The sequence below is a fragment of the Leifsonia sp. GW821-FHT13C09 genome, assembly GCF_058806435.1.
The window spans coordinates 1,195,410-1,218,971 of sequence record NZ_JBXAPS010000001.1 but is presented as its reverse complement, the minus strand read 5'-3'; the positions used below and the strand labels follow the sequence as shown (position 1 = coordinate 1,218,971).

At 66.6% G+C, this 23,562-nt stretch carries 22 protein-coding genes; 10 read left to right on the top strand and 12 right to left on the bottom strand.

All coding sequences use genetic code 11. The features are described 5' to 3' along the window. Positions 1-19: 19 nt before the first annotated feature. Together AC1ROW_RS05915 and AC1ROW_RS05910 are read right to left on the bottom strand one after the other, a co-directional pair. Positions 20-214: a hypothetical protein gene (locus tag AC1ROW_RS05915; protein ID WP_493017910.1), complete on the bottom strand. Its 195-nt coding sequence runs from the start codon at positions 212-214 to the stop codon at positions 20-22. 276 nt (positions 215-490) lie between these two features. Then, positions 491-1,657 (bottom strand): ROK family protein, encoded by a 1,167-nt coding sequence (locus tag AC1ROW_RS05910; protein WP_493017909.1) that lies wholly within the window; start codon positions 1,655-1,657, stop codon positions 491-493. Positions 1,658-1,819: 162 nt separating this feature from the next. Here AC1ROW_RS05910 and AC1ROW_RS05905 point away from each other — a divergent pair, with 162 nt between their 5' ends. The 6 genes from AC1ROW_RS05905 to AC1ROW_RS05880 all read left to right on the top strand — a co-directional run bounded on the left by AC1ROW_RS05905 (position 1,820) and on the right by AC1ROW_RS05880 (position 7,992). Then, positions 1,820-2,962: a Gfo/Idh/MocA family protein gene (locus AC1ROW_RS05905; protein ID WP_493017908.1), complete on the top strand. Its 1,143-nt coding sequence runs from the start codon at positions 1,820-1,822 to the stop codon at positions 2,960-2,962. Next, positions 2,959-3,927, top strand: coding sequence for a sugar phosphate isomerase/epimerase family protein (locus AC1ROW_RS05900; RefSeq protein WP_493017907.1), 969 nt, complete (start codon positions 2,959-2,961; stop codon positions 3,925-3,927). Before AC1ROW_RS05905 ends, AC1ROW_RS05900 begins: the two co-directional genes overlap by 4 nt. Positions 3,928-4,011: 84 nt before the next feature. Continuing rightward, positions 4,012-5,142 carry an ABC transporter substrate-binding protein gene (locus AC1ROW_RS05895; protein ID WP_493017906.1) on the top strand — a complete coding sequence of 377 codons (1,131 nt, stop codon included), beginning with the start codon at positions 4,012-4,014 and terminating at the stop codon, positions 5,140-5,142. Then, positions 5,142-6,110: an ABC transporter permease gene (locus AC1ROW_RS05890; RefSeq protein ID WP_493017905.1), complete on the top strand. Its 969-nt coding sequence runs from the start codon at positions 5,142-5,144 to the stop codon at positions 6,108-6,110. Before AC1ROW_RS05895 ends, AC1ROW_RS05890 begins: the two co-directional genes overlap by 1 nt. Beyond that, positions 6,107-6,919: an ABC transporter permease gene (locus AC1ROW_RS05885; RefSeq protein ID WP_493017904.1), complete on the top strand. Its 813-nt coding sequence runs from the start codon at positions 6,107-6,109 to the stop codon at positions 6,917-6,919. The genes AC1ROW_RS05890 and AC1ROW_RS05885 overlap by 4 nt, the downstream gene beginning before the upstream one ends. Beyond that, a complete protein-coding gene (locus AC1ROW_RS05880) occupies positions 6,919-7,992 on the top strand; it encodes an ABC transporter ATP-binding protein (RefSeq protein ID WP_493017903.1) in 1,074 nt (357 codons plus the stop codon). The genes AC1ROW_RS05885 and AC1ROW_RS05880 overlap by 1 nt, the downstream gene beginning before the upstream one ends. Before the next feature lie 23 nt (positions 7,993-8,015). Here AC1ROW_RS05880 and AC1ROW_RS05875 read toward each other — a convergent pair whose 3' ends face one another. The 10 genes from AC1ROW_RS05875 to AC1ROW_RS05830 all read right to left on the bottom strand — a co-directional run bounded on the left by AC1ROW_RS05875 (position 8,016) and on the right by AC1ROW_RS05830 (position 19,241). Beyond that, positions 8,016-8,666, bottom strand: coding sequence for a type 2 periplasmic-binding domain-containing protein (locus tag AC1ROW_RS05875; protein ID WP_493017902.1), 651 nt, complete (start codon positions 8,664-8,666; stop codon positions 8,016-8,018). Next, complete coding sequence (locus AC1ROW_RS05870) at positions 8,663-10,135, bottom strand: phenylacetate--CoA ligase family protein (RefSeq protein ID WP_493017901.1); 1,473 nt, start codon at positions 10,133-10,135, stop codon at positions 8,663-8,665. Before AC1ROW_RS05870 ends, AC1ROW_RS05875 begins: the two co-directional genes overlap by 4 nt. Then, positions 10,132-10,809, bottom strand: a complete 678-nt coding sequence (locus tag AC1ROW_RS05865) for an SDR family NAD(P)-dependent oxidoreductase (protein ID WP_493017900.1) — start codon at positions 10,807-10,809, stop codon at positions 10,132-10,134. Before AC1ROW_RS05865 ends, AC1ROW_RS05870 begins: the two co-directional genes overlap by 4 nt. A 2-nt stretch (positions 10,810-10,811) precedes the next feature. Further along, on the bottom strand, positions 10,812-11,462 hold the full coding sequence (locus tag AC1ROW_RS05860; protein WP_493017899.1) for a flavodoxin family protein: 651 nt from the start codon (positions 11,460-11,462) through the stop codon (positions 10,812-10,814). Further along, positions 11,462-12,061, bottom strand: coding sequence for an anthranilate synthase component II (locus AC1ROW_RS05855; protein ID WP_493017898.1), 600 nt, complete (start codon positions 12,059-12,061; stop codon positions 11,462-11,464). Before AC1ROW_RS05855 ends, AC1ROW_RS05860 begins: the two co-directional genes overlap by 1 nt. Then, the gene (locus AC1ROW_RS05850) at positions 12,058-13,566 is read right to left on the bottom strand and encodes an anthranilate synthase component I family protein (RefSeq protein WP_493017897.1); all 1,509 of its coding nucleotides are present in this window, start codon (positions 13,564-13,566) and stop codon (positions 12,058-12,060) included. Before AC1ROW_RS05850 ends, AC1ROW_RS05855 begins: the two co-directional genes overlap by 4 nt. Positions 13,567-13,570: 4 nt before the next feature. Continuing rightward, complete coding sequence (locus tag AC1ROW_RS05845) at positions 13,571-15,250, bottom strand: alpha-keto acid decarboxylase family protein (RefSeq protein WP_493017896.1); 1,680 nt, start codon at positions 15,248-15,250, stop codon at positions 13,571-13,573. 56 nt (positions 15,251-15,306) lie between these two features. Continuing rightward, positions 15,307-16,410, bottom strand: a complete 1,104-nt coding sequence (locus AC1ROW_RS05840) for an isochorismate synthase (protein WP_493017895.1) — start codon at positions 16,408-16,410, stop codon at positions 15,307-15,309. 135 nt (positions 16,411-16,545) lie between these two features. Further along, entirely contained in the window at positions 16,546-18,183 is a 1,638-nt protein-coding gene (locus tag AC1ROW_RS05835) for an amidohydrolase (RefSeq protein WP_493017894.1), read from the bottom strand. Between the two features lie 122 nt (positions 18,184-18,305). Continuing rightward, positions 18,306-19,241 (bottom strand): LysR family transcriptional regulator, encoded by a 936-nt coding sequence (locus AC1ROW_RS05830; RefSeq protein ID WP_493017893.1) that lies wholly within the window; start codon positions 19,239-19,241, stop codon positions 18,306-18,308. Positions 19,242-19,420: 179 nt separating this feature from the next. Here AC1ROW_RS05830 and AC1ROW_RS05825 point away from each other — a divergent pair, with 179 nt between their 5' ends. The 4 genes from AC1ROW_RS05825 (at position 19,421) to AC1ROW_RS05810 (ending at position 23,430) form a co-directional block, all read left to right on the top strand. After that, positions 19,421-20,851: a purine-cytosine permease family protein gene (locus AC1ROW_RS05825; protein WP_493017892.1), complete on the top strand. Its 1,431-nt coding sequence runs from the start codon at positions 19,421-19,423 to the stop codon at positions 20,849-20,851. Further along, the gene (locus AC1ROW_RS05820) at positions 20,848-22,398 is read left to right on the top strand and encodes a GMC family oxidoreductase (protein WP_493017891.1); all 1,551 of its coding nucleotides are present in this window, start codon (positions 20,848-20,850) and stop codon (positions 22,396-22,398) included. The genes AC1ROW_RS05825 and AC1ROW_RS05820 overlap by 4 nt, the downstream gene beginning before the upstream one ends. Positions 22,399-22,515: 117 nt before the next feature. Beyond that, entirely contained in the window at positions 22,516-22,812 is a 297-nt protein-coding gene (locus AC1ROW_RS05815; RefSeq protein ID WP_493017890.1) for a hypothetical protein, read from the top strand. Positions 22,813-22,854: 42 nt separating this feature from the next. Beyond that, a complete protein-coding gene (locus AC1ROW_RS05810; RefSeq protein ID WP_493017889.1) occupies positions 22,855-23,430 on the top strand; it encodes a hypothetical protein in 576 nt (191 codons plus the stop codon). The last annotated feature ends 132 nt before the right edge of the window (positions 23,431-23,562 follow it).

The window sequence follows — 23,562 nt, the reverse complement described above, 5'->3', positions numbered from 1 at the left end:
GGTGACGCGCGCTCGATCCCTACTCCTGAAAGACCCCCAGCATCCGTTCCCGGTTGTCGCCGAGCGCCCGCTCGCAGCCCGACACGCAGTGCACGTCCTGCGGCGCCGTCCGGAAGCCGACCTGGCCCGGATTGCCGAGCATCTTCACCGTGCCGTTCATACGCTTTCCGCAGACGGGGCAGTCCGCCGTCCGCAGTTCGATTCTGATCGCCATGGGCTCACGGTAGACCCCCCGTTTGCGGGACATGCGCGGCCACGCGGGCGGGCGTGGAACGTCCAGGAACGACTCCTTGCGGTGCACGGCGCAGTCTGCCTGGAGCGTGTCGTCGGATGCGGCCACCGCGACCCTGGAGGCGGCGGTCGCGTTGGAGTACGTCGTCTCCTGAAGGAAGACGCGTTGGAATGTCCTGCCGGACTGCGTTCGGCAGGAGTTCGAGCGCGTGCCGGGCCCGAGGATCCTGCGGGCGCGGGCGCGGGCGCGCGAGCGGGGCTAGCTGGCGGCCTCCTCGGGGGGCGCGAGGGGGATGCGGGCTCGGCCGATGGTGGCCACTCCGGTGGGGGTGAAGAGCTGGTCGGCCAGGGATTCGATGCACATGCGCAGCGCGCCGGTGAGGACGCTCGCGTGGCCGTACTGCGAGCCGCGCAGGCGCGTCTCGATCGGGCGGTCGTTCCGGGCGAGCGTGCGCTCGAGGGCAGGGATGAGCAGGTCCTGCAGGGTGCCGAGCGAGCCGCCGAGAATGATCTCCTCCGGCGCCAGCAGCCACGCGATCAGGGTCACGCCGGTGCTGAGCGCGCTCGCGAGGCGATCGACCTCCGCGACGGCGTGCGGCTCGCCGGCGCGGGCGGCGGTGACCAGTTCCCAGGTCGCCGCATGGCCCGGAGCGAGCTCGTCGTCCAGGTCGACCAGCAACGGGCTGACCAGGTCGTGAAGCCCCAAGTCGCGCGCCCAGCTCACCTCACCGGCGGCACCGTCCCGGCCGCGGTACAGCTCGTTGCGGAGCACCAGACCGATACCGATGCGCTCGCTGTCCGAGAAGATGTAGGCGAAGTCCTGCACCTCGCCGTCGCGCGACCACTTCTCGCCGAGCGCGGCTACCTTGGCGTCGTTCTCGACGCGAACCGGGCAGTCGAACAGCTCGCCGACCGCGTCGCGCAGTGAGAAGCCGGTCCATTCCGGCATGGTCATCGGCAGGTCGACTATCCCGTCGTCGCGCACGATGCCGGGTGTGGAGACGGTGACGGCGACGACGGCCGAGCGGTCGACGCCCGCCTCTTCCAGGACGCGCGTCACGCAGTCGTCCAGCAGGCTCAGTCGCTCGGCCCGGGAGGTCTTGATCGGCAGCGGCATGCGGAGGTCGCCGAGGATCGTCGTCGCCAGGTCTGCGACGGTCGCGTGGATCTGGCCGGCCTCCAACTGCAGCGCGACCACGCACGCCGCGTCGTAACGGAACGCGAACGAGCGCGCCGGGCGGCCGACCGGTCGGGCGTCGGGGGAGGCCGCGGCCAGCTCCACGACCCAGCCGGACTCCATCAGGTCGTCGAGGATCAGCTCGATGGTCCGCCGCGACAGCCCGGACTCCTGCTGCAGCTCGGTCATCTTCGCCGGGCTGGTGCGGTACAGGATGCCGAGCGTGCTGGCGGCATTGCGCTGCCGCATCTCCGAATGATCCATCTGTGGTCTACCCCTTCGTGCCAGTGCCTGATCATACGCGAGAAAAAATAGTTTTGCTATTACCGCGCATAATTGCTAACGTTCCCGTTCAACGGCGGCAAGCAAACCTGCTTCCCCCGCCGAGAGCTTCGAAGAAGAAGGGCCAGCGTGACTGTTCAGAAAGACCGGATCGGAGTCGGCATCGTCGGCTGCGGCAACATCTCGGGCGCGTACTTCCGCGGGCTGGAGCGCTTCGACGGCCTCCGCATCGTCGGCTGCACCGACTTGAGCCAGGAGCTCGCGCAGGCGGCGGGGGAGCGTTACGGCGTCCCGGTCTTCGCGAGCGTGGCGGAGCTGGCAGCGGCGGAGGGCGTCGACATTCTCGTCAACCTCACCCCGCCGCTGGCGCACGAGAGCGTGACCCGCGCGCTCATCGCGACCGGCAAGCACGTCTTCACAGAGAAGCCGCTCACGGCCTCCTTCGCCACGGCCGCCCCGCTGGTCGCGGAGGCCCGCGAGCGCGGTGTGCTGTTCGGGTCGGCGCCCGACACCTTCCTCGGCTCGGCAGGGCAGACCGCGCGGGCCGCGGTGGACGAGGGGCTCATCGGCGAGGTGATCGGCGCGAGCGCGTTCGTCACCCACAGCAAGGCCGAGCTCTGGCACCCGGACCCCACCTTCCTCTTCATCCCCGGCGGCGGCCCCGCCCTCGACATGGGCCCGTACTACATCGCGGCGCTGGTCAACCTGCTGGGGCCGGTCGAGAGCGTCTCCGCCCGCGCCCGGATCGGCAGCACCATCCGCCCGGTCTCCACCCCCGGCCGCCGGGTGGAGTCCATCGACGTCACCATCCCGACGCACGCCTCGGCGACGCTCGACTTCGCGTCCGGCGCCATCGGCACGGTGCTCGCCAGCTTCGACGTCTGGGACCACAACCTCCCGTTCATCGAGCTGTACGGGTCGAAGGGCACGCTCAGCGTCCCCGACCCGAACAACTACGACGACGCGGTGCGCGTCCGCCTGCACGGCGAGGACGAGTGGCGCGAGCTGCCTCCCGTCATCGAGGGCTTCACGAGCGGTCTCCTAGAGGAGCTGCTTCCGCTGCGCGGCCCCGGCGTCGCCGACCTCGCCGCCGCGCTGACCGGCGAGCCGCACCGCACCAGCGCCGACTTCGCCCTGCACGTGCTGGAGGTGCTCGACGCGATCGCGAACGGCACCGACGGCGTCCAAACCCTGACCACCAGCTGCGAGCGCCCCGCCCCGTCCACGGAGACCTGGCGCTCGGCATCCCTCGAGGAGACCGCGATCGCATGACCGCCACCACCGCCGCACCCACAACCACCCGCGCCTTCGGCGTGGACCTGATCACCTTCTTCGACCCGGGCTTCTGGGGCCTCACCGGCCGCGAGGAACTGGAAGCCCTCGCCGCCGCCGAACCGCGCCGCGTTTGGGACACCATCCTCGACGCCCTCCAGGAGGCCGGCGTCGCCGAGCTCGAGATGACCTTCCCGCCTGCCGACCGCCTCACCGCGATCGCCGCCTACGGCTCGGCGGAGGCCTTCGCCGCCGAGCTGGAGCGCCGCGGGCTCTCGGTGGTCAGCGCCTACTTCGCGGACATCGAGCACGCGGAGGACGTGACCGACCCTGCCACGCGCGCCGCCATCCTCGCCGCCGCCGAGACGGAGGCCGCCTTCCTCGCCGGCATCGGCGCCTCCTTCCTGGTCGCAGGACTCCCGATGCGCCGCAACAACGCGGAGGGCGACGGCCTCGCTCCGGTCGACCTCGCGACCGCGGCGCCGATCGCGGACATCGCCAACGAGGTCGGCGCGATCGCCAAGCGCCACGGCGTCACGCTCGCACTGCACACCGAGAGCCACTCGGTCTTCTGGACGCCGCGTGACGTCGACCTGTTCCTGCTGCTGACCGACCCGTTCCTCGTCGCGTTCTGTCCGGACGCCGGCCACATCGTGCTCGGCGGGGGAGACCCGGTCCAGCTGATCACCCGCCACCGCGAGCGCGTCGTCATCGCGCACTGGAAGGACGCGGCCGGCGCGTTCCGGGAGGACGTGCTCGTGGACGAGCACATCTGGGAGCGGCACCGTCCCTACTTCCGCGCGGCCGGCCAGGGCATCATCGACTGGCCCGCGTTCGCTGCGGCCCTCGCCGCGATCGGCTACGAGGGCGGCATCCTGCTCGAGCTCGACGCCGCCGCCGACCCTGTCGGGCAGCTCATCGCGGCGCGCACCTATCTGGAGGACGCCACCGCCGGCATCCTCTGACCCGGACCGCACCATCACGGACCGCACCACCTCCACCCGCCAGGAGTGGATTCCTGCAGCACCAATCAACAAGGAGAGAATGACGTGAACAACTCACGCAGCACCAAAGGGCAACGGCGCCGCTCCATCGCGCGACGGACGACGATCGCCCTCGGAGCAGCCGTCGCCGCAGCTGTCGCCCTGACCTCGTGCTCGCTGTCGCCGAGCGCCTCGGGAAGCGACAGCAACACCCTGACCGTCGCCATCTGGAAGGGCTACGGCGCCGACCTGCCCTGGGTCGCCACCGACTTCAAGAAGGAGACCGGAGCCACCCTCAAGTTCCAGTACATCGACTCCGAGTCGAACCAGCTGCAGCTGGTGAACAAGGCCAACGGCGGGATCGACGTCGCGCTGCCGAACATCCAGTACATCGGCCAGGGCATCGACCAGGGCATCTTCCACGAGCTGGACACCTCCAAGCTGACGAACTACAACGACTTCTACCCGGATTTCTCCGGTCGCAAGGAGATCCGCAAGGACGGCAAGCTGTACGGCGTGCCGTGGACCTGGGGAAGCACTGGCCTGTTCTTCGACGGCAGCAAGGTGACGCCGACCCCCGACTCGCTCAGCGTGCTCTGGGACCCGAAGTACAAGGGTCAGATCGCGCTCATCGACGACGCGACCGTGCTCGTCCCGATCACGGCCCTCTACCTCGGTGAGGACCCGCAGAACCCCGACATGGCCAAGGTCACGCCGGCGCTGCAGAAGCTGAAGGACAACGCCAAGCTGCTCTACTCGTCCACCGACGACCTCGCCAAGGGCATCGCCAGCGGCGCCATCGTGGCGGGCATCGCGAACTCCGACGGCATCGGCGGCCTGGTCGCAGGCAAGGCGCCGGGGACGGCGAACTTCCGGTACGAGGTCACCAAGGAGGGCGCGGTCGGCTGGATCGACAACTGGGCGATCGCGGCCAAGACCCAGCACCTCGACCTCGCCTACAAGTGGCTGAACTACATGACCGGCAAGGACTTCCTCACGAAGTGGGCGAACACTCCGGCCGACTCCTCGCCGGCCCCGGCCAACAAGTCGGTCGTCGCGTCGCTCGAACCGGCCACGCTGGACCGCCTCCAGGCGAACCCCGACAAGATCTCGAGCCTCGCGCTGCAGCTCCCGCAGCCCGCGGACCGGCTCCAGTCGTGGGTCGACGCCTGGACGCAGGTGAAAGCCGGCTCCTGATGACCACCGCTCCGCTGTCCCTGGCCCGCCGTCCCCGGCGGCGGGCCAGGGGAGCCCTGGGCACGGGCTTCCTGCTCACGCCCGGCGGCCTCCTGCTGGTCCTGTTCGCCCTGCTTCCGCTGGTCGCACTGCTGGTGATCGGGTTCACGAACGGCTCGGGCGGCGTCACCGTGGAGAACTTCACCGAGATGTTCTCGAGTCCGGTGTACCTGTCGCTGCTGGGCCGGACGCTGCTGATCGCGTTCTGCGTGACCGTGGTCAGCATCGCGCTGGCCTGGCCCGCGGCGTGGGCGTTGGCACGCTACACGCGACCCAAGGTGAAGCCGCTGATCCTCGGGTTCGTCATCATCCCGTACATCACCTCGCAGCTGCTGCTGATCTACGGGTTCGTCAGCCTGATCCAGGCGGGCGGGCCGGTGATGTCCTTGCTGTCCTCGATCGGGCTGGCGGACCCGCAGGCGTCGATCATGTACACCCCGGCGGCGAACATCCTGATGCTGATCCAGGAGTCGATCCCGACGGCGATCCTGGTCATGTACTCGGCGTCCGAGCAGATCAGCGGATCGGTGCTGGAGGCCTCCCGCACGTTGGGTGCGTCGAAGGGGTTCGTGTTCACCCGGGTGATCTGGCCATTGTCGACGGCGATGATCGGCGTGAACTTCGCCCTCACCTTCGTCCAGACCGTCGGCGCCTTCGCTGAGCCGGCGATCCTCGGCGGTCCGAACGGGCAGATGCTCGGCAACACCATCTCCGCGCAGCTCTCCGCGGGCGTGCACCAGCAGTTCGCCGTGGCGATGTCGCTGGTGCTGCTCGTGACGTCGCTGGCGATCGTCGGCGGCGTGACCGGCCTGCTGTCGTGGTCGCGCTCCGCCCTGTCGGGCGTGTCCAAGGCGGGTCGCCCGAAGGCCGAGCGGGTGCTCGCCCGTGAAGCCGTCGCCGCCGCACCCACGGAAGGAGTCCTCCGATGAAGACCGCCGTCCTGCCCCGGCTGATGAAGATCTGGCTGTACGTGGTGCTGGTGATCCTGGCGCTGCCGCTGCTGGCCATGACCGCGCTCAGCCTGAACCAGTCCCGGTACGGCACGTTCCCGTTCCACTTCACGTTCGACTGGTACGCCAATCTCTCGCACGACCAGGCCCTCGTGGACGCGCTGCTCACCAGCCTCAACCTGGCGACGCAGGCGACCGTCGCGGCCGTGATCGTCGGCACGCTCCTCTCCCTCGGGATGGCGCGCAGCCGGATCTACGTCACGGCGCCGATCAACAGCCTGCTGCTCGCCCTGCTCACGGTCCCGGCGCTGATCCTCGCCGCCGGGTTCGTCGTGGTGTTCGGCTGGCTGGGCCTCGGGTCGAGCACGCTCGGGCTCATCCTCGCCTCGATCGTGACCTCGCTGCCGTTCGTGGTGCTGATCGTCTCGGGGCGCCTCCGCGACCTGAACCCTCACTACGCGGAGGCCGCACACTCCCTCGGCGCCGGCCCGCTGCGGACGTTCCTCACGATCACCATCCCCCTGATCGGACCGTCCATCATCGCGGGCGGACTGCTGGCGTTCGTGATCACGTTCAACAACTTCGCGATCCAGCTCTTCCTCGCTCCCATCGGGGTCTCCACACTGCCGGTGCAGATCTATTCGATGGTCCGCCTCGGGGTGACCCCGGATGTGGACGCGCTTGCGACGATCATCATCCTCTCCACGGTGCTGCTGGTGGTCATCCTCAACTGGCTGTCCGGCAACGCGGCCAAGCTCTTCACGACCTCAACGAACAAAGGAAACTGATGGCCGAGCTCACTGTGACCGGTGTGTCCAAGACGTTCAACGGCACCCGCGTCCTTCACCCATTGGACCTGACCGTCGGCGACGGCCGGTTCTGCTGCATGCTGGGCTCCTCCGGGTCCGGCAAGTCCACCCTGCTGCGCATCGTGGCCGGCTTGGAGGACCCCGACGAGGGTTCCATCCGGGTCGGCTCTCGCGATGTGACCCGGCTGTCGGTCGAGAAGCGGAACATCGGGTTCGTCTTCCAGAACTACGCCCTGTTCCCCCACCTCAGCGTGCTGGCGAACGTGATGTACGGGCTGCGCGCCCGCCGCACCCCCCGGGCAGCGGCGAAGAGGAAGGCGGAGGAGATGCTCGGCCTGGTCGGCCTGGGCGACTTCGGCGGCCGCTCACCCTCCCAGCTCTCCGGCGGCCAGCAGCAGCGGGTCGCGCTGGCGCGGGCGCTGGTGACCTCCCCGGACCTGCTGCTGCTGGACGAGCCGCTGTCGGCGCTCGACAAGAAGATCCGCGGTGAGATGCAGCGCGAGCTCAAGCGCATCCACCGCGAGACCGGGCTGACCACGATCATGGTCACCCACGACCAGGAAGAGGCCATGGACCTCGGCGACCAGGTCATGATGCTCGACCACGGTGTCGTCCAGCAGAACGACACCCCCGAGGCGATGTACCGGACGCCGGGCAACCGGTTCGTGGCGCAGTTCCTCGGCGGCCACTCCCTAGGCACCGGCGTCGTCCACGGATCCGGGCCGGCCGCGACGGTGGAGATCGGCGGCCTGTCGCTGACGACAGCGCAGAACGACCTCCGCGAAGGCGACCGCGTCGACGTGCTGGTCATGGCCGAACGGGTGCGCATCCTGCCGGACGACGCGGCCTCCACGGCGGGATCCGCGGTGGGCGTGCTGCGCGCGCTCGACTTCTTCGGGCCCTTCGCGCGGGCCGAGATCGTCGCCGGCGACCTCCGCATCCCGGTCACGATGCTCTCGCAGGCGGCCGACGCGCTGACCCCCGGCCAGCAGGTCCGCTTCGCGATCGCCCCCGAAGGGCTGCACGCCTTCGCCGGGGAGCACGCCGCCTGAATTGTGCCGTCACATCGCAACTCCTACCGATGACGTTCGAAAAGCATCCAGACGATCTCTGCCCCATCGCGCCGGCTCGCCCAGACCAGGTCATGCTCTTGTCGTCCGAGCTCGTTGCATACGGCGATATGCGCCGAGCCCTCGCGAACGATCGAGGCAGCATTGCTCGTAGATGTGGCCATCGCGAATTCGTGGCGTTGCTGCGCGAGGTGGTCAGGCACGAGTTGACTGTAGATCCCCCGCACCTCGGGCATTGCAGCAACGACAACTCCGTCGGTCAGGGAGTCCAATGTCTCTGGCCGGACAGCAAGACCGTAGTCAGGAGTTCGGTGAACGAAGATACAGGCCAGTTCAAGGAGCGTATCCCAGTGGAACGCGGTCACGTCGTTGTAGGCGCTCGGAACGAGGGCGTATTCAGCCGCGCCATCCAGGACTCGGTGTACAGCGGCTTCAAATGAAGAACAGAGCTCGAATTGGAGGCGCGAGGTATCGCCCGCGGTGAGGTGGCTGGCCAGCTCGTTCAGGACGTCGTGCGCGCTTGTTCCTGTTGGACCGAGCGAAGCTATTCGAACGTGACCGCGCGTGTCTATAACCCCCTGGAGCCAACTCGCTGCGCGCTCTGCCTTCGGCAATAGTCGGGGAACGGAAACCACGGGCAAGTGCGGATTACTCATGTCGTGATCCCGCGACCTTTTGCGAGCTCCTGAGCGACCAGTTCCTCATGGCCGGGCTTGCTCCGGCGGTCGAGGATACGAGCCGCTTTCCAACTGACGAACGCGCCTGTACTCACCACAGCGTCGAGCTCATCGAGAACTTCCACCTGGCAGCGCACTCCTAGCTCACTTTCGAATCGTCGCGCGATTGCGAGCGATTGCGATGAGACGTGATCCGCCGCAGAATCCGCCAGCTCGACGCGAACGGTAACGACATCAGCCCCTGACGCTGGGTCGTTGTCGATGACGACTTGATATCCGTAGCAGTCAGTGACCCCGTGGAGAACGGCGCCTTCGATTGCAGCGGCCGGCACCTGACTCCCGCCGATCGTGATCTGGTCGAGCACACGCCCGATGACTTCGATTCGCGGACCAGGAAGGTCACCCTTGTGCATCTCATCGTTCGTGATGCGGACAAGGTCACCCGTGCGGTATCGCACGAGCGGCTTGATCCCGTCGGCGAGCATCGTCACGCAGAGCTCACCCGTCCCACGCTCGCCCAAGCTTTCAGATGTCTCCGGGTCGATGACTTCGACGATGTAATTGGTCTCGGCGAGTCGCATCGTCCCTGACGGGCATGCGACCCCCATGACGAAGGCCTCCTGCGATCCGTAGAGAATGTTGTAGGTCGTCGCACCCCAGATCGCGTCGATGTTTGCGGCCAATTCCGGGGTGCACATCTCGCCGGTTACAAAGAAGAGTTCGACCGAGAAGTCGCGTTTGATATCGAAACCGTAGTAGCGCGCGGCTCGAGCGAGATTCAGACACACGCCCGGAGTGGCGACGACTACCTCGAGCCGCAGGTCGCGAATTAACTCGAGCGCCTTCTTGAACCCCATGACAGGTGAGTACGGCCAGATCTTCGCGTTGCACGATCCTACGTTCCTCGCGACGTCGCCGAGGGTGTCACCGAAGGAGTGAACCTCAGTGGGACCCATGAGTCCCACGGCGGGGCGGCGGTCACCGAAGTGCTTGGAGAAGATGGCGCGCCAGGACTCAGTGATATGGGTGTTGCTAGAGATGATCTCCTTCTCATCCCTCGGACACGGCGTCGCTCGGCCTGTCGTTCCGGTGGTCTCGTAGAAGAACGTTGCTTCCGAGACATCGCCGGAGAGCACGGCGAACATTTCACGGCGCAGATCCTGTTTTGTCGTAAAAGGCAACGTCGACAGGTTGTCGAGACCGATCGTGGCGATGTCGACCTCCGCGAAGTGGCGCGCGTAGAAGGGCGAGCGCTCCGTCACCTTGGCGAGAACGGTGCGAAGCTGATCCGATCGCCACTCCTTCAGTTCTTCCTTCGAAAGGCTACGAGCGTAGTGGCGCTCGGCGATCTCCGTGAAGCGTTCGACAAAGTCATTGTCGCGCGGCCTTGGGAGCCAAGCGCCACCGTCTCTGAGGGCGGTCACCCTGGTCGGCTCGTGTGAATTCATGCGATTCCTCCGTTGATATCGATGACGGATCCGGTGGTCCATGTGCCTGCGGGACCGAGAAGCGACGCGATCGCGTATGCGATGTCTTCCGGTTGCCCCAGCCGCCCGAGGAGACTGGATGAGCGGTAACCATCGAGGCGACCGGCGGGGATGCGCGACGCCATCGAACCTTCGACAACCCCGGGAGCCACGGCGTTGACACGAATCCGAGGAGCGAGGTGAAGTGCCAGACTCTTCGTCAGAGCGAGGACACCGCCCTTGGCTGTTCCGTAGGCTAAATCGTGACTTCCGTGTTGACCGCTGATCGAGGCGAGATTGACGATGCGCGCACCGTCCTGGGCGTATTCCGCGAAAGACAGCGACGATAACCACGCGGTGACGACATTGCCTCGCCACACACGATCGAATTCGGCGAGGGTGGTCGTCGACGGATCGAGCCCCTCGTAGACGCCGGCACAGTTGATCAGGCCGAAAAGATTGCCGTTCTCGTGCGCGATGCGTGAGAAGACCTTCCCAACGGAACGCGGGTCGCTGAGGTCAGCGGTGAAGCTATCTGCTGACTCAGCGCCCACAAGGTCGATTCCGACTGTGCGGTACCCCTCAGCGGTGAGACGGGTGCGCGTCGCCCTGCCGATATCGCCCGTCGCGCCGGTGACAACGACGATGCCCTTCATTGTCATGACGCCCTTTCGTTGGTGGGCATCGGCAACTTCATCGACCGCCCGAACACTTGCTCATGTTCCCTGAGAAGCCAGATCGCTTCGGCCATGCGTGAGAGCATCGCTTCGAGCGCTATGACGCCTTCAGTGTCATCCAGTGGCGACCGGCCGCCCTCAGTCGTGAATATGGCGGGGAAACCGCTCCCGACAAGGAGCATCCGGTTCAACATGATGTTGTGGTAGAGCTGCGAGACAACGTCAACGTGCGAGTAGCGGCGTCCGACGACGATGACGCCGCCGACCTTGTTCGCCAGCGGGCGCGCGAGCCGCAGGTAGCCGACCCCCGCTCGTTCGATGAACGTCTGTAGGAGCGATGCTGCGCCGAATCCATGTACCGGAACGGCGTAGATGATGCCGTCGGCGGAGATCAGACGATCGACGATACGCGGTACATCGTCATCGATCTCGCACGGCGATGCGCGGAAGTTGCAGCTTCCGCACGGGCCACAAGGCACGATCATGTGCTCGGCGAGGGTAATGATCTCCAGACGAATGCCGTGCTGCTCCAGGAACTCCCCACTGGTGCGGACAACGGCTGCCGTGTCCCCATCCCGGCGTTCCGATCCGACGAGGGCGACGACGACGGGCGCATTCTGCTGGTGCGTCATCACGCGTCCCATTGCTTGCTCCAGGCGGGCACATGCCAGCGAAGGAACGCCCGGAAATGGTCGATCCCATGGTCCGTTGTGATGCTCTCCGGATGGAACTGCACAGATTCGATCGGCAGCGAGCGGTGTCGCAAAGCCATGATGTAACCGTCATCTCGGGAGCGAGCGCTGACTTCGAGTTCAGGAGGAAGACTGTCTTCTTCGACAATGAGCGAGTGGTATCTCGTGACCTGTTGACCCGCGGGCGATGCCGAGAACATCCCGCGCCCGTCATGATCGATCGTGCTCGACTTGCCGTGCATCAGATGCGACGCCGGAACCACCTTCGCGCCGAATGCGGCCGCGATCGCTTGATGGCCCAGACACACGCCGAGAAGGGGAATCTGGCCTGCGAACTCGCGCACCAGCTCCACATGCCCCGAGTCGAGCGGATGCCCTGGCCCAGGACCGAGCACGAGGAGATCTGGACTGACCTCACGGATGTGTTCTGCAAGCCCTTGGCGGGAACGAACAACGATCGGGCCGGCATCCAACCCCTTCAAATACTGATCGATGATGAAGACGAAGCTGTCGAATGCATCAATGAGCAAAGTCCTCATGCCAGTTCCTCGCCGGTAACGGCCCAATAAGTCGCCCCGAGCTTTGTCAAAGTCTCGTTCCACTCGTTGATCGGTACGGAGTCAGATACCACTCCCGCCGATGCGCGGAGGCTGTAGCGCCCCTCCGAATGCACCGCCATGCGTATCGCGAGACCGAGGACACTCCAGCCGCCGAAGCCCACAACGCCGAACGAGCCCGCGTACAGCCCTCGACTGCTGGTCTCGAGCCTTTCGATGATCTCCATTGCTCGAACCTTCGGCGCGCCAGTCATAGTTCCCGCCGGAAAGCTCGCTCGGACCACGTCGTAGATGTCGTGATGCTCCGGCACACGCGCTGTGACGTTCGAGACGAGGTGGAACATGTGCGAGTACCTCTCGATGGTCATGAGATCCGGAACCTCGACGGTCATAGGTTCTGCCACGCGACCCAGATCGTTGCGGCAGAGGTCGACGAGCATGATGTGCTCCGCACGCTCCTTGGTGTCGTCCAGGAGGTTACGAATCGCCAACGCATTTCCTTCTTCGGTGTCCTGCCGCCGTGCCGTGCCGGCAATGGGCCGCATCGTCACGGTCTCTCCGTCGATGCGGACGAAGAGTTCCGGGCTGGCGCCCACTACGACATTTCCGGCGATCGGTAGCAAACACATGTAGGGGGACGGATTGCGCCAGCGGAGGCGGCGGTAGACGTCCAGGTGATCCGCGTCCGTCTTCACCGTGATTTCATGCCCGAGCTGCACCTGGTAGATGTCGCCAGCGCGGATGTGATCCAGTCCAACCTTCACCCGACGGAGGTATTCGTCCTGGTCGACATCGTCCGTGACCTCGATAGGCCGAGGTACGGTGATCGGTTCTCGATCGCCTTCCTGACTGGTGACGGGCTCATTCTCGATCTGCGCGACGAGCTCCTCGACATCGAGAGAGGGCCACAGCGATGATTCGGCGACCGTCAGTGTGGACGCGCGGGTGGTGAGGTCAGTGCGGATGAGTCCGCGAACAAGGCTGAAGATGGCGTCCGGAACCCGATTCCCACTATCGGGAATGAGGCGAGGCAGCTTTTCGATATAACGCACGGCGTCGTATCCGTAGTAAACGAGAAGGCCGAAACCGAACTGAGCCGGGTCGCGCTCGACTTCGAACAAGGCGTCGATCTCGCGAGGGAGATGCCAAAGGGCGGCATCGTCACACAGAACGAGGCTCCCTTGTACGAAGCGCAGCACGTCCGCGTTCAGGAGGGCCTCCTGGGCGCGCTGGACGAGGGCGGGAAGGCCGCTGAAGGCGACGTGGTCGCGATAGACGGCGATTTCGAGTAAGCCCGTAATGCCGATGAGCGAGTTCTTCGTGTCTGTCGACGGTCCCGCGAGCGACTCGAGCAGAAAGGCAGAACGCTCTCCCACGATTCCTCGGACGGTGACGAGGCAATCCAATGAATCGTCTACTGAGACGGACCTTCTCTGGATTGTCACCTTTGTCACGTCATCACCTCGCTGATCGTCGCCGACTGCCATGTTGTTATCCCTGCTCTGCATGGGCGGCTTTGGCCCGCAGCATGGCGGCCATTTTCGCGAGCGTCGGAGGGGCGTCCAGCACGTCCGTGACCACCTCGACGAAATGGGCTCGTGCGGGATCGTCGAAGGCGGCCTGAAGAGCCTCGGCAAGCGATCGAGCATCGCGGACCGAATGAATCGTCATCGTCGACTCTGGAACTCCGAGTGCTCGCGGGACGAGGGGCCACTCCCATGTGGCGATGTCGTTGTAAGCCGCGTGAGGTCCCCGGATCACGCGCTCGACGGTGTAGCCACTGTTATTGACGAGAACGATGACGGGATTGAGGTGCTCGCGATGGATGAGGCCGAGCTCCTGGGCGACCAACTGTGCGGCTCCATCACCGATGACCGCGATCACGCGCCTCGCCCGATCCCCGATCGCTGCCCCCAGCGCTGCAGGCAGCGAGTATCCGATCGCACTCCACACGGGTGCCGACTCGAATTTCGTATCGTCGGGGAAGGCGATGTCGAGCGCTCCATAGTGCGATGTGCCTGTGTCTGCGAACAGCCGCCAGCGAGTCGGAAGCGACCCGGCGATGAGTGCCCAGAGATGGTCTTGCGTCAGCGGAATGGACCTGGACCCGGGACTCATCGACACGAGTGGGGTAGAGGGTGAGAATTCCGACTGTGAAGTCGAGCGGGCAGGCCATTCGGTACCGAGAACGTCGAGCAGATCAACGAAGCGGGCTCCCTCGACGGATACTCCTGCCCAGCTGACGCTGTTCTTCGTGACGGCGAGCGTGGACTCTGGCGCGAATCGGTGGCTCAGGCCGCCTGTGGTGGTGTCGGCGAGCGTGCAGCCGATAAGGACACGACCCTCGTCGCCCTCCACCGCATTGCGCACGAACGGGTCGGAGAGCTTGCCGTTGTACAGACCGAGATATCCCTGCGATGACTCGTCGACCACTCCTTTCGAGTTCGGAAGGACGGCAACGCGTACGCCACGCTGGATGAGGCACGACATCGCTTCTTCCCGTCCCCAGCGCCCGACCAAATGGCCTGCGACAGCGACTGCTGCCGGAAACGTGTCGAAGAAGTCCGAAATGAGTTCGCGAGCGCGCTCGGCTGTCGCAGGATCGGGTGCTCCAATAGCCCTTTCGAGAGGAACACTCCGGACGCGCACAAGCGAGACGTCTTGCGGGATGAGCAGGTACGTGGGTAGGCGCGATTGGATCCACGTGTCGAGGGCGCGATCCACATCCTCAGCGGCCGTCTCGGCGGCAACGACGAACTGTTGATGGGTGATTTCTCCGGCGACGCGGAGGAACCGAGAATGGTCGCCGTCCGCGAGCGTGTGATGCACGGCCGCGCCAGAAGACATCGCGGTCGTGGGCGGCGACGAAACGAGGTGGAGGACGCCCACGTCTTCTGCCATGGAGCCGGCTACTCCGCAAGCGGCTCCGAGCTCGCCAACACCGAAGGTCGTGGCCAGAACGCCGAGGCCACGGGCCCGGGCATAACCGTCCGCAGCGTACGACGCTCCGAGCTCAGACGCGGCCCCGACCCATTTGAGCCCTTCGAAGGTCTCCAGTTCATCCAGGAGAGCCAAAGAGAAATCGCCGGGTATGCCGAAGATTTCTTCTACGCCTGCCTCCGCCAAGCGCTCGAACAAATATCGAGCCAAAGGAACGGTCTTCTCACCCATTCGACGGCATACCCCCAATAGAACGCTCGTGCTCGACGATCGCAAACGACTCGCTGCTAGGCGTCGAGTCCCAGCGCTCGCAACATCGGCAGCAGCTTCAGCGTGGTTTCCGCAAGCTCAGTGTGGGGCCGAGACTCGTGGACGATTCCGGCTCCGACATCTAGAATTGCAGATCTTCCATGAAGCCTAGCGGCCCGAAGAATAATCCGCCAATCGCCGTCGCCTCGCTTGTTCTGCCAGCCGACGTACCCGGTGTAGAAACCGCGGTCACGCCCTTCTAGCCCACGAATCATCTGGCGGGAAGCGGCGCGAGGCCACCCGCAAACGGCGGCGGTCGGGTGCAGAAGCTGCGCGAACGCGAGCGAATCTCGTGTGTCGCCTGACTTCACATCTACCTGGATGGTGCTCTTGAGGTGCCAGATCGTGTCGGTGCTGAATGCGAACGGCCCGTTGTGGTGGGCCGTCCCGGCTGACTTGAGCCTGCCCATGATGTCCTCGACGACGAATGAATGTTCGTCGCGATTCTTGCGATCCTTGAGAAGGTTGTGCGCGGTGACCAGGTCGCGGTCTCTGTCAATTCGCCGTGGGGCAGACCCGGCCAATGGACCACTCTGAACGACGCCACCGCGTTTGGATACGAGAACTTCGGGGCTTGCGCCGACGACATAGCTGCCTTCGTCGCGGAATGCGAATGGGAGGATCGACGGGTCTCGGGCCAGTCGCGAGAGAACGGCGTCGAGGTCTACGTCCGCCCCGGTATCGACTTCGACGGCGCGGGACAGCACAACCTTGTCGACGACGCCACGATTGATCTGACTGAGCGCCCTTTCGACTGAGGCGAGAAACGCCGATGTGGAGACGGAGGCGCGCTTGCCGTCGACGTGTTCACACAGCGGGCTCAGTTCTGTCGTAGGGGGAGCGATATCCAGCAATTCAACGGCTTGTGGACTGCCGACCCAGAGTGCGCCCGCGGCCTCCGTATCGAACGGCGCGGCTCCTGCGATGACGGCATCGTCATCGCAGCGCGCAAGCATGCGCCGCGCTAGCCTGACCTGCTCGTCGAATGGTCGATCTCGAGGCACCTCCTCTGCGTTGGTCAACTGGAAGGGGCTGACTGGGTCGCGCCAGGTGAAATCGGCCTCATGGGTGGTCGGATTCACTCGGCGCCCTCGTTAATCGATGTAATGCTTCCGAGGTGCTGGTGCACCACATTGCAATGCGTAATTTTAGAGCATTCAAGTGACAAACACACCTGGCTCGCGAGGGGTGGGGCTCGGCCCGGTCCTTGCGAGAGACTATGCGAGAAACACAGTGACGCCGCCCACGACGGTCTCGGCAGCACGTGCGATGTCGAGACCGCTCCCGTCGGAGATGTCCCGGTCGAGGAGCACGAGGTCGGCGGCGAAGCCCGCCGCGACTCTCCCGGTCTCCGCTTCCAGCCGTCCGACCCACGCGGCGGTACCGGTGTACGCGTCGAGCACCGTCGCGAACGGCAGTGCCTCCGCCGCCAGCAGCGGCTCGGTCAGCGCCGGCCCGGTCGCGTGCGGGTCCGTGGAGGGCGCAAGCCGGGTCGTTCCGGTGTGCATCGCCCACAGTGGGTTCGGGTCGGAGACCGGCCAGTCGCTGCCGCCGACGATGCGGGCGCCGTGCCGCCGCAGCGACTCGAACGGGAAGTGCCGCGACGCGCGGTCGTGGCCCATCATGGGCAGCTTGCGCTCCACGATCTCGGTGTCCGTGCGGGCCCAGAGCAGCTGCGCGTTGGCGGTGACGTCGAGCGTCGGGAAGCGGTCGAAGTCGGCCGGGTCGACCACGTCGAGGTGGGCGAGCTGGTGGCGGCCGCCGTCCGGGCCGTTAGCAGTGCGCGCGTGCTCGACCGCGTCCAGGCACTCGCGCACGGCGCGGTCGCCGACGGCGTGCAGGTGCACGTCGAAGCCGCGCGCGTCCAGCTCGGCGACGATCGCCTTCAGCAGCTCGGGCGGGATGAAGGAGTCGCCACGTTCGCCTGAGCCGTCGGCGTACTCCTCCAGGAGCGCGCCGGTGTGGTTCTCGATCACGCCGTCCTGCATGATCTTCACGACGCCGGCCGTCACGCCGGGGACCTCCGCCGCCCGCGCGCGCCGGGCGGCCAGCTCGTCCACCTGTTCGAGGCCGCGGTCGCGGTCCCACCACTGGCAGAGCACCACCCGCGCGGTCAGCGACCCGCGGGACGCGAGGGCGAGATAGCTGTCGAAGGAGTCCGGGCCGAGCTCGCTCTTCCCCACAGCGGCATCGTGCCAGGTGGTGACGCCTACCGAGTGGAGGCGCTGCTGGGCGGCGAGCACGGCCTCCTCCAGGAAGCCGGGAGGCGGCGGCGGAGTGATCGCGTCGAGCGCCTGCACCGCGGTGTCGAGCAGCACGCCGGTGAGCCGCCCCGCGCCGTCGCGCACGAACCGGCCACCCAGCGGGTCGGCGACATCGTCGTGCACCCCCGCGGCCTCCAGGGCCCGTGAGTTCACCCAGACGCCGTGGCCGTCGTGGCTGGTGAGGATCACCGGCCGCTCGGGCACGACCGCGTCGAGCAGTTCCCGGGTGGGCAAGCCGCCGGCGAAGACGTCGCCGTACCAGCCGACGCCGACGATGGTGTCGAGCTCGGGATGCGCGGCGGCGTACTCCGCGATCACCCGGCGGTATTCGCCGGCGTCGTGCACCGGCATCAGGTCGATGCCGAGCAGTGCGCTGCCCGCCATCGGCGGGTGCACGTGCGTGTCGTGGAAGCCGGGCAGGAGGGAGCCGCCGGCCGCATCCCGGACGACCGTGTCGTCGTCCCGCAGCGCCGCGAGCTCGTCGTCCGCCCCGACCGCCGCGATGCGACCATCGCGGACGAGGACGCCGCCGTCCTGCCAGACGCCGTCGCCGAGGTAAAGGCGGGCGTTCGTGAAGTGCAGACTCGTCATCGGCGTCCCTTTCGCGTATCCGACCAGTCTCGGGGCGAAACAATGGATCACGCAAATAGTTTCGGTTGGATCAGTTCATCAGCACCGCAGATGTGTGATCTCGCCGAAACGTCGCCGTCATCTCAGGCGCGGTGGGGCTCCGGGTTGAGGGCCTCCGCCACCACCTGCGCCGCGATGTCGCTCACCGCGCGCGCCCGGGCGGTCGCCCGCACCGAGCGCATCGCCGCGAGCACGACGGGCAGTGCGGGGACGCTGTCCGCGATCGGCAGCGCCGCCACGCGCTCGCCGTCGTAGCTGAAGTCGTGCCGCGGCCGCTGGTTGAGGATCGAGAAGCCGTGGCCGTGCGCCACGAACGCGCGCACCGTCTCGTAGTTGAGCGACCGATGCCGGATCTCCGGCTGGAGTCCGGCGCCGGCGAGGATGCCGAGGAAGTACTCCCGGCTGTGCGGCAGGTCGAGCAGGATCATCGGCTCGCGCGACAGCTCCCGCAGGAACACCTGCGGCGAGGCGGCGAGGGGATGGTCGGCCGGCAGGATCACGTGAGGGGGAGCGTCCGACAGCACGGCGGTGCGGATGTCGTTGCCGAAGCCGAAGTCGTAGCCGATCAGCAGCTCCACCCGGCCGCTGCGCAGAGCCGCCCGGGCGCCGTCGGTGTCCAGCTCGTCCACCTCGATGTCGAGGTACGGGTGCTCGGCGCGCACCCGGCTGACGATCGCCGGGAGGATGAACGGCGCGAGCGTGACGAAGCAGCCGATCCGGATGGTGCCGCGCACCTGGTTGTCGATGCCGCGGGCGGTGTCGAGCGCCTCCTCCAGGTTGAGCAGCAGCGCCCGGGCGTCGCCGAGGAACTGCTGCCCGGCCGGCGTGAGCGTCAGCCCGCGCGAGCGCTGCCGGATGAAGAGCTGCGAGCCGACCTGCTGCTCCAACTGCGCGATGGCGGAGGAGACGGCGGACTGCGCCACGAACAGCTCCTCGGCGGCGCGGGTCATCGACAGGTGCGTCGCGGCCTCGATGAAGTAGCGGAGCTGCGCGAGCGTGACATCCGGCTTCTTGCTCATGGGGAGGCATCCCGTCGGCGCGGCCGATTACGGCGGTGTTTCGGTCCTGTTACCTACGGCCCTGCATCTTGCGAAGTGATGCAGTGCTTCAGGCAACCTTACTTGATAGATGCGGCGGAAGAGCAGAGGCTTCTATGCCAAGCGACAGCGATCCGAAGCACCAGGGCGAGGAGCACACCATGACCACAGAGGTCCGCAGCGACGCCCTCGGCGTCGAGACCCGCACCATCGACTACATCCCCGAGGACGAGCGGCACGGCAAGGCCCGCAACCTGTTCACGATCTGGTTCGGCGGCAACATCATGATGCTGTCGATCGCGACAGGGCTGCTCGCTACCGCGGTGTACGGCCTCCCGATCTGGGCGGCGATCGTCGCGCTCGTCGTCGGGAACCTGATCGGCGGCGTCGTGATGGCGTTGCACGCTGCGCAGGGCCCGCAGATGGGCGTGCCGCAGATGCTGCAGACCCGGGCGCAGTTCGGGTCGTACGGCAGCCTCCTGGTGGTCGTGATCGTGGTCGGGATGTACGTGGCGTTCTTCGCGTCGAACGTGATCCTGGGCGGTCAGGCGCTCGACTCGCTGACGCACCTCGGCGCGTTCTGGTCCACCGTGATCGTCGGCCTGATCAGCGTCTTCGGCGCGGTGTTCGGCTACCGGCTGCTGCACGTTTTCGGCACCGTGATGAGCGTCGTCGCGGGCCTCACCATCGCGATCGTCTTCGTCTACATCTTCGCCGCGGGCACCCTCCCGGCGAGCGCCATCAGCTACGGCTCGGTGACCGCCACCGGCATCATGGGCACGATCTCGGTCGCGGCGCTCTGGCAGATCGCCTACGCGCCGTACGTCTCCGACTACACGCGGTACATGCCGAAGGACACCGGCGTGCGCGCCGCGTTCTGGGCGACGTTCGCCGGCTGCGTCGCGGGGTCGGTCATCCCGATGGTTCTCGGCTCCGTCGTCGGCGCGGCGTTCCCGAAGGACGATGTCGCGACCGGTTTGAGCGCCCTCATCCCCGGGATCGCCGGGCTCGCGATGCTGGTGTTCGGCGTCGGGATCAGCGTCAGCAACGGGATGAACCTCTACTGCGGCAGCCTCGCCATCATCACGATCGGGCAGACGCTGTTCCCGAAGTGGATCCCGCGGGCCGTCACGCGCGGGGCCATCGCGGTTATCCTGTTCCTGGTCGCACTCGTGCTCGGCTTCGCGTTCTCGGCCAACTTCCTGGTCAACCTGTCGAACCTGATGATCCTGCTGCTGTGCGTCCTCATCCCGTGGACCGCCGTCAACCTGGTCGACTACTACGCGGTCAAGCACGGCAAATACGACATCGCCTCGCTGTTCCGCCAGGACGGCGGCGTCTATGGCCGGATCAACCGCAACGCGGTGATCTGCTACGTGCTGGGCGTCCTCATCCAGCTGCCGTTCATCAACACGGCGTTCTACACCGGACCGATCGCGACCGCGCTCGGCGGCGTCGACATCTCCTGGATCGTCGGCCTGGCCGTGATCTGCCCGCTCTACTACGCGCTCATGAAGTGGGCGCCGTCGAAGCCGCCCGTGCTCAGCGCGGCCGCCGCCTCCCTCCCCACCACCGTCGCAGGAGCAGAATGACCCTCGATCCAGCAGCACAGCCCGCCGCCGAGTACGACTACGTCGTGGTCGGCGGCGGCACTGCGGGCGGCATCGTCGCCGCACGCCTCTCCGAGAACCCGGACGTGACGGTCGCCCTGCTGGAGTGGGGCCCCAGCGACCGTGATGAGGGCCGGGCCCGCGAGCTGAGACGCTGGGAGGAGATGATCGAGAGCGAGTACGACCTCGACTACCGCAGCGTGCCGCAGCAGCGCGGCAACTCGGCCATCCGGCAGTCACGCATGCGCATCCTGGGCGGCTGCTCGACCGCGAACACCATGATCGCCTGGCGCCCGCTCGCCTCCGACCTCGCCGAATGGGTGCAGGCCGGAGCCGACGGGTGGGACGCGGCGAGCTTCCAGCCCTACTTCGACCGGCTCGCCATCCCGGTGCACCCGGTGGGGGAGGCGGACCGGAACCCGTTCGTGGCCGACGTGGCCGCCTCGGCGGTGACGGCCCTCGGCCTCCCGGCGCAGGAGCGCTGGAACGACGGGCGCACCGACACCCTGGCACGCGGCGCCGGGTTCTTCGAGGTCGGCTACGACCCCGAGACGAACGTGCGCGGGTCGAGCTCCATCCACTATCTGCACGACGTGATGGACGCGCGGGAGTCGCTGGATGTGATCACAGGCGCGCGGGCGACGCGGATCGTGGTCGTGGAGGGGCGCGCAGTCGCCGTGCAGTACCGCGACGCCTCCGGTGCGTTGCATGAGGTGCGGGCCCGGCGGGAGATCGTGCTCGCCTGCGGGGCGATCGACACCCCTCGACTGCTGATGCTGTCCGGCATCGGCCCCGGGTCTGTGCTGGCGGATGCCGGTGTCATTCCGGTGCTCGACCTTCCCGGCGTCGGCGAGAACCTCCAGGACCACGCCGAGGGCCTGGTCGTCTGGGAGGCTGTGTCGCCACCGCCCGCGGTGTCCGCCTCCGGTTGGGACGCCGGCGCGATGGTCGGCGTGGACGGCGACCCGACCAAGCCCGACGTGCTCATGCACTTCCCCGTGGAGCCGGTGGTCGACCACCCGCGTGCCCGCGGAGTCTCGTTCCCGGAGTCCATCGTCGCGATCGCGCCGAACGTCGCCAAGCCGCACAGCCGCGGCCGCGTCACCATCGCCTCCGCCGACCCGGACGAGCCGCCGGTGATCGACTACCGCTACTTCACCGACGCGACCGAGCACGACGAGCGGATGCTGGTCGCCGGGGTGCGGCTCGCACGCGAGATCGCGGCCGCCGAGCCGATGCGCAGCCACCTGGTGCGGGAGGTCTTCCCGGGGCCGGACGTGCAGACGGACGAGGAACTGTCGGCCGTGCAGCGCGACATCCACCAGACGGTGTACCACGTGTCCGGGACGTGCCGGATGGGCGCGGTCGACGACGAGCTCGCGGTGGTGGACCCGGAGCTGCGGGTGCGCGGGATCGACGGGCTGCGCATCGCTGACGCGTCGGTGTTCCCGACGCTCACCTCGGTGAACCCGGTCATCACGGTGATGATGGTGGCGGAGCGGGCGGCGGAGCTGGTCGCGAACGCTTGATATTGCAAGCATAGGAATTGATGTTGTAGCGAACACCCGCTCTGTTGTGAGATTCTGAATTCCTGTGCAGCCGCCGGTTGCGCAGGGAATCAGTTACACGCACAGTTCGGGGAAACAATGCAGTTGAACAAACTTCGTGCACGCGCCATCCTGGGGGCCACAGCGCTGCTCACCGTTGCGGGAGGGGTGGTGGCGACGTCGGTTCCGGCGAGCGCGGCGACCTTCACTCAGCACGTCGGCGTGCTCTACACCAACAAGATCTACCATTACGCAGACTCGTTCGGGACGATCCAGCATTGGGTCGTTGCGCAGGGGAAGAAGATCTACGCGCCCAAGGCTGGGCCTGGCGTGTGGTCCGACCAGGGCACGAGCTGGGCCGGGATCTCGTCTTACGGCCACGTGGGCCAGCCGTAGGGAAGGCTCTTGCGTCGTATGACAATCGCTAGCGCGGTTGCAGTGGCCCTCGCCATTGCAACCGCGCTAACGGCCTGTTCCCCGGCAGCCGATTCGTCCGCGGGAGACCCGCGGCGTCCTCCCGCGGCGTACTCGGGTCCCATCCCCGCCTTCTCTGGACCGTGGGCATCGGAATTCGCCGATGCGTATCGCTCCACCACGAGCGAGGTGGTTCACAGAATCCTCGAGAAGGAATCGATTACGGACCGCGACTACACCGAAGTGAGCAGTGCCTACGTCAGGTGCATGGCGAACAAAGGCTTTAAAGCGGAAGTGACCGGGCCTTTCGGGGAGAGCGTCATCGACGCCGGCCCTGGCGATGACGCCGCCCAGCAGGAATGCGACCAGGATATGTCGGTCATCGCAGCGCTGCGGAGAAGCGTCGATCGCAACCCGGACCACCGCGATGAGGAGGAGATTGTCGCGGCCTGTCTTGTCGACAAGAAAGTGGCGCCGCCCGGATACTCGAAGCGCGACTACGAAGCCGACCTCCAAGCCCAGAAATTCCCTTACAGCATCGACGATCCCGGCTTCTCCAAGTGCGTCAACGATCCGCTCGGTCTGGCGTCCGGGAAATGAAACGGTTACTGCGGCGCTCGTCGCTGCCCGCTGTCCTGGCCGGAGTCGCCGCATCCCTTGGAGTCGGCGTACTCGTTGGTGTGCTCTTCGTGCGGCCGGCCGCGCCTGAGGCCATCGCGCCGAGCGGCTCGC